The sequence below is a fragment of the Streptomyces daqingensis genome, from assembly GCF_014645895.1.
GTDB classification, from domain to species: Bacteria; Actinomycetota; Actinomycetes; order Streptomycetales; family Streptomycetaceae; genus Streptomyces; species Streptomyces daqingensis.
The window spans coordinates 42,512-55,389 of sequence record NZ_BMMP01000028.1; the positions used below are offsets into that span (position 1 = coordinate 42,512).

Annotated in this window: 10 protein-coding genes; 6 read left to right on the forward strand and 4 right to left on the reverse strand. The window is 71.9% G+C overall.

Going from position 1 to position 12,878, the window contains the following annotated elements; translation table 11 throughout:
* Positions 1-108: 108 nt before the first annotated feature.
* Positions 109-1,509, reverse strand: coding sequence for a sensor histidine kinase (locus tag IEY56_RS27390; RefSeq protein WP_189039974.1), 1,401 nt, complete (start codon positions 1,507-1,509; stop codon positions 109-111).
* Complete coding sequence (locus IEY56_RS27395) at positions 1,502-2,167, reverse strand: response regulator transcription factor (protein WP_189039975.1); 666 nt, start codon at positions 2,165-2,167, stop codon at positions 1,502-1,504. Before IEY56_RS27395 ends, IEY56_RS27390 begins: the two co-directional genes overlap by 8 nt.
* A 113-nt stretch (positions 2,168-2,280) precedes the next feature.
* Between IEY56_RS27395 and IEY56_RS27400 the strand changes: the two genes are divergently transcribed.
* Positions 2,281-2,985: a PepSY domain-containing protein gene (locus IEY56_RS27400; RefSeq protein ID WP_189039976.1), complete on the forward strand. Its 705-nt coding sequence runs from the start codon at positions 2,281-2,283 to the stop codon at positions 2,983-2,985.
* Between the two features lie 138 nt (positions 2,986-3,123).
* Here IEY56_RS27400 and meaB read toward each other — a convergent pair whose 3' ends face one another.
* A complete protein-coding gene (gene meaB / locus IEY56_RS27405; protein WP_189039977.1) occupies positions 3,124-4,101 on the reverse strand; it encodes a methylmalonyl Co-A mutase-associated GTPase MeaB in 978 nt (325 codons plus the stop codon).
* 141 nt (positions 4,102-4,242) lie between these two features.
* Positions 4,243-5,460 (reverse strand): acetyl-CoA C-acetyltransferase, encoded by a 1,218-nt coding sequence (locus IEY56_RS27410; RefSeq protein WP_189039978.1) that lies wholly within the window; start codon positions 5,458-5,460, stop codon positions 4,243-4,245.
* 205 nt (positions 5,461-5,665) lie between these two features.
* Here IEY56_RS27410 and mce point away from each other — a divergent pair, with 205 nt between their 5' ends.
* The 5 genes from mce (at position 5,666) to IEY56_RS27435 (ending at position 12,798) form a co-directional block, all read left to right on the forward strand.
* On the forward strand, positions 5,666-6,127 hold the full coding sequence (gene mce / locus IEY56_RS27415) for a methylmalonyl-CoA epimerase (RefSeq protein ID WP_189039979.1): 462 nt from the start codon (positions 5,666-5,668) through the stop codon (positions 6,125-6,127).
* Positions 6,128-6,294: 167 nt separating this feature from the next.
* Entirely contained in the window at positions 6,295-9,639 is a 3,345-nt protein-coding gene (gene scy / locus IEY56_RS27420; protein WP_189039980.1) for a polarized growth protein Scy, read from the forward strand.
* 123 nt (positions 9,640-9,762) lie between these two features.
* On the forward strand, positions 9,763-10,716 hold the full coding sequence (locus tag IEY56_RS27425; protein ID WP_189039981.1) for a coiled-coil domain-containing protein: 954 nt from the start codon (positions 9,763-9,765) through the stop codon (positions 10,714-10,716).
* A gap of 352 nt (positions 10,717-11,068) precedes the next feature.
* The gene (locus IEY56_RS27430) at positions 11,069-12,025 is read left to right on the forward strand and encodes an ABC transporter ATP-binding protein (RefSeq protein WP_189039982.1); all 957 of its coding nucleotides are present in this window, start codon (positions 11,069-11,071) and stop codon (positions 12,023-12,025) included.
* A 2-nt stretch (positions 12,026-12,027) separates the two neighbouring features.
* Positions 12,028-12,798 (forward strand): ABC transporter permease, encoded by a 771-nt coding sequence (locus IEY56_RS27435; RefSeq protein ID WP_189039983.1) that lies wholly within the window; start codon positions 12,028-12,030, stop codon positions 12,796-12,798.
* Positions 12,799-12,878 lie beyond the last annotated feature (80 nt).

Sequence of the window (12,878 nt, forward strand, 5' to 3'; positions counted from 1 at the left end):
CTGACAAATCCCGCCTGGTTGGCGGTGTCCGGCACGCGTCCTCACTGCGTTGTCGATCGTCTGCGCGGCCGGCGCGGGCTGTCACGAGCCGGGCACGGCCGGCCGGCCTCAGCTCCCGGCCGCCGGGAGCCGCAGCACGAAACGGGAGCCCCCGGAGACGGTGAGGGTTCCCCCGTGCCGGGTCGCCACGTCGCGGGCGATGGCGAGGCCGAGGCCGGCGCCGCCCTCGTCGCGGCTGCGGGCGTCGTCCAGCCGCACGAACCGCTCGAAGATCCGCTCCCGTTCGGACTCGGGGACGCCGGGCCCGTCGTCGGAGACCTCCAGCTCCATCCAGCGGCGCCCGTCCCGCCGCGTCTCCCGCACGGCCACGGACACCTGTGAAGCGGCGTGGCGCTGCGCGTTCTGCAGGAGGTTGACGACGACCCGCGTCAACTGGCCGCGCGAACCGACGACTTCGCCCTCGGCCGTCTCCTCCAGCCGGACGGGGTGCGGCCCGTGCCCCTGCTGCGCCAGCTCCTCCCGTACGAGTGCGTCCAGCGCGATCCGGTGGTCGCCCGGGCGCTCCCCGGCGTCGAGGCGGGCCAGCAGCAGCAGGTCGGTCGCCAGGTCCTGCAGCCGCACGGTGTCCTGGACCGCGCCGTCGACGTCCAGCAGATCGGGGTGCGCCGCGCCCACCTCGAGCTGCGTGCGGAGCGAGGCGATGGGGCTGCGCAGCTCGTGCGACACGTCGGCGACGAACTGGCGCTGGCGCTCCACCGACGACTCCAGGGCGGCGAGCGTCTCGTTCGTGGTACGGGCCAGCCGGGCCACCTCGTCGCCGGTGTCCGGTTCCGGAACCCGGCGGGAGAGGTCCGTGCTGGCGGTGATCCCGGCCATCTCCTTGCGGATGCCCTCGACGGGACGCAGCGCGCGCCTCGTCACCAGCCACGTCACGCCGCCGACGACGAGCAGCAGCCCGGGCAGCCCGAGGAGCATCGACTGCGTGACGGACGAGACGGCCTCCTGCTGGTCCTTGAGGGACGAGCCGGCGTACACCGTGACGGGCGTGCGGTCCCGGGTGAGGGTCTGTACGGCGACGACGGTGAACTCCCCCGTCTCCGAGGTGTCCTCGTCGACGGGGAGCCGCAGCGTCCGCTCCTCGACGTCGCCGTCGGTTCCGGCGTCTTCCGCGTCCTCGGCGTCGTCGGCCTCGGGGCGGTCGAAGCCGGCCACCGGGCCGCGCCCCTGGAGCGTCTCGCCCGCCCCGAGGACCTTCCCGCCCGGCGCGACGACCTGCACCGGCTCGTCCTTCTCGTCGTCGAGCCCGTCGAGTTCGCGCACCTGCCGGGCGTCGACGCCCGAGACCTGCGCCGCGACCTGGCGTGCCCTGGATTCGGCCTGCAGACGGGCGTTGTCGGCGAGCCCGCCGCGCAGCACCGCCACCACGGCGACGCCCGCGGCCACCAGCGCGACCGCGACCACGAGGGTCGCGCCCAGCGCCGCACGCGTCCGCACCGATCCCCTACGCACCGGCGTCCACCAGCCGGTATCCGGCGCCGCGCACCGTGGTGATCCACGCCGGTCCGAGTTTGCGGCGCAGCGCGCTGATGTAGACCTCGACGATGTTGACGTCGCCCTCGTAGGCGAAGTCCCAGACGTGCTCCAGGATCTCCGCCTTCGAGACGACCTCCCCCGCACGTACGGCGAGATGCTCGAGCACGGCGAACTCCTTCGCGGTGACCTCCACGTGCCGCTCGCCCACCGCGACCTGCCGGCTTCCGGGGTCGACGGTCAGGGAGCCCAGCCGCAGGACGGTCCGCGCGCCCCGCGTGCGCCTGCGCAGCAGGGCCCGTACCCGGGCGAGCAGCACGACGTAGGAGAAGGGCTTGGTCAGGTAGTCGTCGGCTCCGGTGTCCAGCCCCTCGGCCTCGTCGTACTCGCCGTCCTTGGCGGTCAGCATCAGTACGGGGGTCTCGTCGCCCGCCGCGCGCAGCGCGCCGCAGACGCGGTAGCCGTTCATGCCGGGAAGCATGATGTCGAGCACGATCAGGTCGTACTCGCCCTGAGTGGCGATGTGCAGCCCTTCGGCGCCGTCGTGCACGACGTCGACGGCGAAACCCTCGGCAGTGAGCCCCTTGGCGAGCGACCGGGCGAGCCGCTGCTCGTCCTCCACGATCAGCAAGCGCATGGGTCCACTCTCCCCCATGCCACCTGAAGTGATCTTCAGGTGGCTTCAGGCTGCGTTCAGGGTCCGCACCCCACTGTGGGACTCACATCGGAACCCACTCGGGAGGAACAGCCATGAAGCGCAAGATCGCCATCGCCACGGTCACCGCCGCCGCCCTCATCGGTACGGGCACGCTCTCCGCCGCGGCCATCGCGGACGACGGCGAGCAGCAGCGCTCCGCGAGCACCGTCCAGGTCCAGGACCGGGACGACAAGGACGACCGGGACGGCAAGGACGACGACCGCGACGACCGGGACGACAAGGACGGCAAGGACGACGACAGGCGTGAGGCCGCCTCCGCTCGCGTCGACGCCGCGGAAGCGGCGGCCGCGGCCCTGAAGTCCGCGCCCGGCGCCGTGACAGGTATCGACCTGGACGACGGCAGGAACGGCCCGGTCTGGGAGGTCGACGTCGCCGGGAAGGGCTCCTCCCACGAGGTCACGCTCGACGCCAGGAACGGGAAGGTGCTCGACGACAGCAAGGACGGCGAGGAGAGCACGGACGACACCGTTCCCTCCGGCCTGAAGCTCTCCGCTGCCGACGCGGCGGAGAAGGCCGCCGCCCAGGGCACCGTCACCTCTGTGGACTTCGACGACGACGGCGACCGTTCCTGGGAGGTCGAGGTGACCGGCAAGGACGGGAAGGAGGCCGAACTGGCCGTCGACGCGCAGTCGGGCGAGGTCACCCAGCAGAAGTCGGACGACGACGCCGACGACGACCGTGATGACCAGGACGACGACCGCGACGACAAGGACGACAAGGACGGCGACGAGGACTGACCGTCCGTGCGGCCGTCCGCTGCGGCGGCCGGGAGTCCGCGCACTTGGGAGCTCCCAAGTGAAAGGCGCCGGGGCTGCGACAGCCCCGGCGCCTTCCGTCGATCCCGCGCGCTCGCTCCGGCGCGCACGCCCCGCGGGTCAGCCGTCGCCGCCCTCCGCGGCGCCCGCCACACCGGCGACCAGCTCGTCCGCGGCCGCGTACGGGTCGAGGGAGCCCCCGACGACCCTCTCGGCCAGCGCGTCGAGCCGCTGCCCTCCGCGGAGTTCCCCCATCCGCTCCCGCAGCGCCGTCACCGCGATCGTCTCGATCTCGTGCGCCGCGCGCCGCGAACGCCGCTCCGCCAGCACGCCGCGCTCTTCCATCCACGCGCGGTGCTTCTCCAGGGCCTCGACGACCTCGTCCACGCCCTCGCCCCGCGCCGCGACCGTCCGGACGATGGGCGGACGCCAGTCGCCGGGCGACCGCGCCTCTCCCAGGCCCAGCATGTGGTTGAGCTCGCGGACCGTGGCGTCGGCGCCGTCGCGGTCCGCTTTGTTGACGACGTACACGTCGCCGATCTCGAGGATGCCCGCCTTCGCGGCCTGGATCCCGTCCCCCATCCCCGGGGCCAGCAGCACGACGCTCGTGTCGGCCTGAGCCGCGATCTCCACCTCGCTCTGGCCCACGCCGACCGTCTCGACGAGGACGACGTCGCACCCTGCCGCGTCCAGTACGCGGATGGCCTGCGGCGCCGCCCAGGCGAGTCCGCCCAGGTGGCCGCGCGTGGCCATCGAGCGGATGTAGACGCCCGGGTCGGAGGCGTGCTCGCCCATCCGCACCCGGTCGCCTAGCAGCGCACCGCCGGAGAAGGGCGACGAGGGGTCGACGGCGAGGATGCCCACCCGCTTCCCCGCCCGCCGGTACGCGCCGACCAGCGCCGACGTCGACGTGGACTTGCCGACGCCGGGCGAACCGGTGAGGCCCACGACGTAGGCGTTGCCGCAGAGCGGAGCCAGCGCCGCCATCACCTCGCGCAGCTGCGGCGACGCCCCCTCCACGAGGGAGATCAGCCGGGCCACCGCCCGCGGTCTTCCCTCTCTCGCCTGCTCCACCAGCGTGGGGACGTCTGCCGCCATGCCGTTCGCGCTCCTCGCTTCTCGTGCCGCCATCCGTGAGACCCGTGCCGCGACCCGCGGTTCCCGGCTGCCGTGTCCCGGCCGGGCGCCCGGCTGCCGCGCCCCTTCAGGGGCGGGCCGCCGGGCCGCCTTCCGTCTCGCTTACCTGCGGGGGACCCGGATCACCAGCGCGTCGCCCTGGCCGCCTCCGCCGCACAGCGCCGCGGCGCCGGTTCCGCCGCCCCTGCGGCGCAGTTCCAGCGCCAGGTGGAGGACGATACGGGCGCCGGACATGCCGATGGGGTGCCCGAGAGCGATCGCGCCGCCGTTGACGTTCACCTTTTCGGTGCTCACGCCGAGGTCCTTCATTGACTGCACCGCGACGGCGGCGAAGGCCTCGTTGATCTCGATCAGGTCGAGGTCCGCGGCGCCCAGTCCGCCCTCCTCCTTCGAGAGTGCGTGCTGGATCGCCCTGGAGGGCTGCGACTGGAGCGAGTTGTCCGGACCGGCCACGTTCCCGTGCGCCCCGATCTCGGCGAGCCACTCCAGGCCCAGCTCCTCGGCCTTGGCCTTGCTCATGACGACGACGGCGGCGGCGCCGTCGGAGATCTGGGAGGCCGAACCGGCCGTGATGGTGCCGTCCTTGGCGAACGCGGGACGCAGCTTGCCCAACGACTCGGTGGTCGTCTCGCCCCGGATGCCCTCGTCCTGGCTGAAGACCACCGGGTCGCCCTTGCGCTGCGGGATCTCGACGGGGGTGATCTCGGCGTCGAAGAGGCCGTTCTTCTGCGCGGCGGCGGCGCGCTGGTGGGACAGCGCCGCGATCTCGTCCTGCTCGGGGCGGGCGATGCCGAGCCTGGTGTTGTGCTTCTCGGTGGACTCACCCATGGCGACGTTCTCGAAGGAGTCGGTCAGCCCGTCGTGGGCCATGGCGTCGAGCATCTGGACGGCGCCGTACTTGTACCCCTCACGGGACTTCGGCAGCAGGTGCGGGGCGTTCGTCATCGACTCCTGGCCGCCGGCGACCACGATGTCGAACTCCCCGGCGCGGACGAGCTGGTCGGCCAGCGCGATCGCGTCGAGGCCCGAGAGGCAGACCTTGTTGACGGTCAGAGCCGGCACGTTCATCGGGATGCCGGCCTTCACCGCGGCCTGGCGCGCCGGGATCTGCCCGGCCCCGGCCTGGAGCACCTGTCCCATGATCACGTACTCGACCTGGTCGCCGCTGATCCCCGCGCGGTCCAGGGCCGCCTTGATGGCGAACCCGCCGAGGTCGGCGCCCGAGAAGGACTTGAGGGAGCCGAGCAGCCGCCCCATGGGCGTGCGCGCGCCGGCGACGATCACGGAGGTGCCGGACGTACGTGCTGCCGTACCAGTCATGAAGTTCAGATCCCTTCCTGAGGGTCCCTCCGGGGCCCGTGGCTCCCGGGGCGAGTCCCCCGGATCGCCGTGTGCAGAGGGGGAAGTTAACGAGGGTTAAGGGGCCACCGCCAATGTACTGAGCGGTACTGTCCCCGGTCACCGGTCTGCGGGTGTGACCGTGCGCACGTTGCGTAACCATGCGGTGAGGCGCTGCACTGGGGAAATGCTGACGCGTATCGACCACATCGGGATCGCCTGCTTCGACCTTGACCGGACCGTCGACTTCTACCGTGCCACGTACGGCTTCGAGGTCTTCCACACCGAGGTCAACGAGGAGCAGGGCGTGCGTGAGGCCATGCTCCGCATCAACGGTACGGACGACGGCGGCTCCTCCTACATCCAGCTCCTGGAGCCGGTGCGGGAGGACTCGGCCGTCGCCAAGTGGCTGGCGAAGAACGGCGAGGGCGTCCACCACATCGCCTTCGGCACCGCGGATGTGGACGCCGACGCGGAGGCGGCACGGGAACGCGGCGTCCGCGTCCTGTACGACGAGCCGCGCACGGGTTCGATGGGCTCCCGCATCACCTTCCTGCACCCGAAGGACTGCCACGGAGTCCTCACGGAGTTGGTGACCGCTGCGGGCTCATCCGCCTCCTCCGTCCCCCCGGCATCCACGGACCACTGACGCCCGCTTCTCAGCCCGGTAGAGTGACCACTCGGCCGGGGCGGGGCCTTCACGCCTCCCGCGGGAGGATCGGGCTGGCAGTCCGGCCCTTTTTCCGCCGATGATCTGACACCATTCCACGAGGGGTCAGTTCACCAAGACGACCAGGGGACGGATGGGACCGCGCAGTGCGGGGCTACGACCGCTACGAGGCTGACGACCACCTCTCGCAGTTCGAGGCCGAGATGGAGCGGCTGAAGAAGGAGCGGGAGAAGGCCGTCGACCATGCCGACGACCTCGGCTATCAGGTCGAAGTGCTGCGCGCCAAGCTGCACGAGGCGCGCCGCGCTCTTGCCACGCGCCCAGCCGGATACGACAACCTCTCCCAGCAGGCCGAGGCGCTCCTCCGCAACGCCCAGTTGCAGGCCGACCAGATGCGCGCGGACGCCGAACGCGAGCTGCGGGACGCCCGGCTGGAGACGCAGCGGCTCCTGCAGGAGCGCGCCGAGCAGCAGTCCCGGCTGGAGTCGGAGCTGCACGCCGAAGCCGTACGCCGCCGGCAGCAGCTCGACCAGGAGCTCTCGGAGCGCCGCTCCACCGTCGAGTCCCACGTCAACGAGAACGTCGCCTGGGCGGAGCAGCTCCGCGCCCGTACCGAACAGCAGGCGCAGCGGCTCATGGAGGAGACGCGCGCCGAGACGGAGCGCGCCCTCGCCCAGGCCCGCGAGGAGGCCCAGCGCCACGCGGAGGAGACCCGCAACAGGCTCACCTCCGAGGCCGACCAGGCCCGCACCGAGGCCGACGCGATCCTGCGCCGGGCCCGCGCGGAGGCCGAGCGGCTCCTCAGCGCCGCGTCCACGCAGGCGCAGGAGGCAAGCGAGCACGCCGAGCAGATCCGCAGCTCGACCACCAGCGAGTCCGAGTCGTCCCGCCGCGAGGCCGCCGACCTGGTACGGCGCGCCGGCGAGCGGATGCAGGAGGCCGAGGCCGCGCTGCGCGAGGCGCGCGCCGAGGCGGACCGCAAGCTCAACGAGGCGGCGGACGCCGCGGCGAAGCAGATCGCCGACGCCGAAGCGGACACCGAGCAGCGCACCCGGACCGCGAAGGGCGAAGTCGCCCGGATGGTCAGCGAGGCCACCAAGGACTCCGAGGCCATCAAGGCCGAGGCCGAGCGGCTGCGCGAGGAGGCCAAGGCCGAGGCGGAGCAGCTCATCGCCGAGGCCAAGGAGGAAGCCAGGTCGAGGTCGGCCGAGGAGTCCGCCAACAGGCTCGCGGAGGCGGCCCGCACGGCCGAGGACGTACTGGACAAGGCGTCCGAGGAGGCGAAGGCCACGACGCGTTCGGCCACCGAGGAGGCCGAACGCGTCCGGCACGAAGCCGAGGAGGAGGCCGCCCGGCTGCGCAACGAGGCGAGCAGGCTCGTCGAGGAGCTCGAGGGCGCCGCCAAGGACGACACGAAGGAGTACCGCGAGAAGACCGTCGAGCTCCAGGAGGAGGCCCGGCGGCTGCGGGACGAGGCGGAGCAGCTCCGTGCGGAGGCGATCGAAGAGGGCGAGCGCATCCGCAGCGAGGCCCGCCGCGACGCCGTCCAGCAGATCGAGGAGGCCGCGAACCGCGCGGAAGAGCTGCTGATCAAGGCGAAGGCCGACGCGGAGGACACCCGCAGCGACGCCGCCACCGAGAGCGAGCGGGTCCGCACGGAGGCCATCGAGCGGGCGACGACGCTGCGCCGCCAGGCGGACGAGGCGCTGGAGCGCGCCAACTCCGAGGCGGAGGAGCTGCGTTCCACCGCCGAGGAGCAGGCGCACCAGACGCGTACGGACGCCGACGAGGCGGGGCGCCGCATCCGCGAGGAGGCCGAGCAGGCGGCCCGCGACCGCAAGGCGGAGGCCGCCGACGAGCTGGAGCGGCTCCACGAGGAGGCCGAGGCGAAGCTCCGCAACGCCGAGCGCGAGCTGTCCGAGGCCCGCGCCGAGGCGGAGCGGCTCCGCGAGGAGGCCCGTACCGAGACCGAGCGGCTGCGGACGGAGTCCGCGGAACGCCTCCGCGCCCTGCAGGCGCAGGCCGAGGAGGACGCGGAGCGGCTGCGCTCCGAAGCGCACGCGGACGCCTCGCAGGCCCGGGCCGAGGGCGAGGCCCTGGCCGTGCAGCTGCGCAGCGACGCGGCGTCCGAGGCCGAGCGACTCCGTGCCGAGGCGCAGGACACCGCCGACCGCATCAGGTCGGAGGCCAACGCGGCGGCGGAGCGTACGAACGCGGAGGCCGCGGAGGCTCTCTCCGCCGCGCGGGAGGAGGCGGAGCGCCGGCGCCGCGAGGCCGCGCAGCTCCTCTCGGAGGCCCGCGAGGAGGCGCACCGCGAGCGCCGCGAAGCACGCGAGCAGAGCGACGAGTTGCTGGCCGCGGCCCGTCAGCGCGTCGAGGACGCCCAGACCGAGGCGGCCCGCCTCGTGGACGAGGCGGAGCGGCGCGCGTCGGACATGGTCGCCGCCGCCGAGGAGACGGCCCAGCAGGTACGCGACTCGGTCGCCGGGCTGCACGAGCGCGCCGAGGAGGACATCGCGCGCAAGCGCCTCTCGGCGGAGCGGGCGGCCGCGGAGCTGCGCCAGGAGGCGCAGGAGGAGACCGAGGCCGCCAAGGCGATGGCGGAGACGACGGTCGCGGAGGCATTGGAGGAGTCGGAGCGTGCGCGTGCCGAGTCCGACCGGCTCCTCGACGAGGCGCGCGAGGAGGCTTCCCGCCGGCGGAACGACGCCGCCGCGCAGGCCGACCGGCTGCTGGCGGAGGCCCGCGAAGAGGCCCGCCGTACGCAGACCAGCGCCGAGGAGCAGGCCGACAGCATGGTGGGCGCCGCCCGCCGCGAGTCGGACCGCCTGATCAGCGAGGCGCGCGACGAGAGCCGCGACCTGGTGGAGAGGGCGCGCACGGACTCCAACACCATGCTGGAGGAGGCCCGCAGCGACGCCGCCGCGATCCGGGAGCGGACGGAGGAGCAGCGCGTCCGCGTCGAACGCGACATCGAGAACCTGCACGAGCGTGCCCGCCGGGAGTCCTCGGAGGCTCTGCAGACGGCTGGCGAGCGCTGCGACAAGCTGGTCAAGGCCGCCCAGGAGCAGCTGCGGGACGCCGAGGAGAAGGCGTCCCGGATGGTGCGGGAGGCTGACAACGAGGCGAGCAACGTCCGTATCGCCGCGGTGAAGAAGGCCGAGGGACTGCTGAAGGACGCCGAGGCGCGCAAGTCCGACATCCTGCGCGAGGCCGAACAGGTCCGGGCGGAGGCCGAAGCCGAGGCGGAGCGTACGGTGGAGTCCGGCCAGCGCGAACTGGAGGTGCTGGAGCGGCGTCAGGAGAACATCAACGCCGAGATCTCCCGCGTGCAGGACGTCCTGGAGGCGCTGGAGTCATTCGAGACTCCCGGGGCCGGCGGTGAAGGCGGCGGCAAGAAGGGCGCCGGCGATGCCGGATCAACCAACGGCGTTGCGGCGGGAGTTGGTGCAGGTACGACTCGGTCCGGTGGCAAGGATTCCGGGAGCTAGCCACTCGAACGAGCGCACATTCTCCAGATCAAACCCGCAATGGCTCGATGACACGCCGTCTTGGCCCCTAGGATTCCCCTAACACTCCCCGTCTGATAACCCGTCTGACTCGACAGGAACCCCATGAGCGACACTTCCTCCCCCTTCGGCTTCGAGCTCGTGCGGCGTGGCTACGACCGCGGGCAGGTGGACGACCGCATCACGAAGCTCGTCGCCGACCGTGACAGCGCACTGGCCCGCATCACCTCTCTGGAAAAGCGCATCGAGGAGCTCCACCTCGAGACGCAGAACGCCCAGGCACAGGTAAACGACGCCGAGCCGTCCTACGCGGGGCTCGGCGCCCGTGTCGAGAAGATCCTCCGCCTCGCCGAGGAGGAGGCCAAGGACCTGCGGGACGAGGCCCGTAAGGCCGCCGACCAGCACCGCGAGCTCGCCGAGGCCGCCGCGCAGCAGGTGCGCAACGACGCCGAGGCGTTCGCTTCCGACCGCAAGGCCAAGGCCGAGGACGAGGGCGCACGCATCGTCGAGAAGGCCAAGGGCGAGGCGGGCGTTCTCCGTTCGGAGGCGGAGAAGGACGCGCAGTCCAAGCGCGAGGAAGCCGACTCGCTGTTCGAGGACACCCGCGCCAAGGCCGCCCAGGCGGCGGCCGACTTCGAGACGAACCTCGCCAAGCGCCGCGAGCAGTCCGAGCGTGACCTCGCGTCCCGTCAGGCGAAGGCGGAGAAGCGGCTGGCGGAGATCGAGCACCGTGCCGAGCAGCTGCGCCTGGAGGCGGAGAAGCTGCGGACGGACGCGGAGCGCCGTGCCCGTCAGACGGTGGAGACCGCCCAGCGCCAGGCCGAGGACATCGTGGCCGACGCCAACGCCAAGGCCGACCGCGTCCGCAGCGAGTCGGAGCGCGAGCTCGCCGCCCTCACCAACCGCCGTGACAGCATCAACGCGCAGCTCACCAACGTGCGCGAGATGCTGGCCACCCTCACCGGTGCCGCGGTCGCGGCCGCGGGCCAGGGCGCGGACGACACGGAGACCGACGAGGACTCCGCCACGCGCGGCGTTCCCGCGCAGCAGTCCCGCTGACGGGCGCCGCCCGTCCCTTGTGACCGGGCGACGCGTCCGCCACAGCGGCAGGGTTCAGGGCCCGGCACCCAGGGGTGCCGGGCCCTTCCCGTTGGGCCCCGGGAGCACCGTCCGGGGACGCGTCCGCCGCAGGCCCCGGGCTGCGCGGCCCACATGCGGAACTTATGCCTCCGGAGTGTGGCCGGGCCGCGGCTGCCACCGCCCGTCCTGTATCGCGCGTTTCCGTCCCTGTACGGGCTCCTCGCCGGGAGGGCCCGTAACGTGTGGAAGCGCCCCTGGTCTGCGGGAAACGATTCGTACGGAGCCGTCAAACGGACTGGCGGAGGGGCGTGCGCACGCATAGCGTCGGTGCATGATTGAGCTGCGCGAGCTGACGAAGAGGTACGGAGACAAGACAGCGGTCGACCGTCTCACGTTCAGCGTGCGCCCCGGCATCGTCACCGGCTTCCTGGGGCCCAACGGAGCGGGCAAGTCGACGACGATGCGCATGATGCTCGGCCTGGACAAGCCCACCAGCGGGGACGTCCGTATCAACGGCAAGCGCTACGACCAACTGCGCGACCCTCTTCAGTACATCGGGGCCCTGCTGGAGGCGAAGGCGGTGCACGGCGGCCGTACCGCCTACAACCACCTTCTGTGCATGGCGCAGTCCAACAACGTCCCGAAGAAGCGCATCGACGCCGTGCTGGACCTGGTCGGCCTGAAGGAGGTCGCCAAGAAGCGCCCCAAGGGCTTCTCGCTCGGCATGGGGCAGCGCCTGGGCATCGCGGCCGCGCTGCTCGGAGATCCGAAGATCCTGATGTTCGACGAACCCGTCAACGGGCTCGACCCCGAGGGCATCCACTGGATCCGCAATCTGATGAAGCACCTCGCCTCCGAGGGGCGCACCGTCTTCGTCTCGTCGCACTTGATGAGCGAGATGTCGCTGACCGCCGAGCATCTGGTGGTCATCGGCCGCGGCAAGCTGCTCGCGGACACCTCGATGGCCGACTTCATCGCCGAGAACTCGCGCACCTTCGTACGGGTGCGCACGCCGGAGCCGGAGCGGATGCGGGACGTCCTGGCGAGCGTCGGCATCAGGCCCGTCTTCGAGCAGGACGGTGCGATGCAGGTGGAGGGGATGGCGCCCGCCCAGATCGGCGAGATGGCCGCCTGGTACAGGGTCGTCCTGCATGAACTGAGCCCGCAGAAGGCGTCGTTGGAAGAGGCGTTCATGCAGCTGACGGCGGGGTCCGTGGAATATCACGCGCATGAGCAGGGCCCCACGCCCGACGGGCGGAACGGCCAGGCCGGCAGGAGGAGGCGCTAACCATGCCGCACACCACCCGGGTTCTACGGTCGGAGTGGACCAAGATCCGCTCCGTGCGCTCCACGCTGTGGACGCTGGCGACGGCCCTGACGGTCACGGTCGGCCTCTCCGCCCTCATCTGCGCGTTCACCGCCTCCCAGTTCGACAAGCTGACCAAGCAGGAGCAACTCACGTTCGACGCCGTGCAGACGAGCTTCTCGGGCTCCGGCCTGGGACAGCTCGCGATGATCGCGTTCGGCGTGATGGTCGTCGCCGGCGAGTACAGCACCGGCATGATCCGCAGCTCGCTCGCCGCCGTGCCGCAGCGCACCGTCTTCCTCCTCTCGAAGGTGTTCGTCGCCGGGACGCTCGTCCTCGTGGTGGGCATGGCGACGAGCTTCCTGGCGTTCTTCATCGGGCAGGCGCTCCTCGGGGAGCGAAGCGTCTCGATCGAGGACGAAGGCGTGCTGCGGGCGGTGCTCGGCGGCGGGGTCTACATGACGCTCATCGCGCTGTTCGCGATGGGACTGAGCTTCGTGCTGCGCAGCCCGCTCCTGGCGTTCGCCATCCTGATGCCGTTCTTCTTCCTCATCTCCAACATCCTGGGGACCGTCGAGGCGACGAAGAAGTACGCGCAGTACCTGCCGGACCAGGCGGGGAAGACGGTGACGGCCGTCGTGCCCGAGTCGCTGAACCGCCCGTACGGGCCCTACGAGGGGCTGGCCATCATGGTCGCCTGGACGCTGGCCGCGCTCATCGCGGGCTGGATCGTCCTGAAGCAGCGCGACGCCTAGGAGTTGTCTTCAAATGTCAGGCCCACATCAGGAGCGATGCGAGGGTGACGGCTGCTTGGTAGGACTCGGCGGTCTTGTCG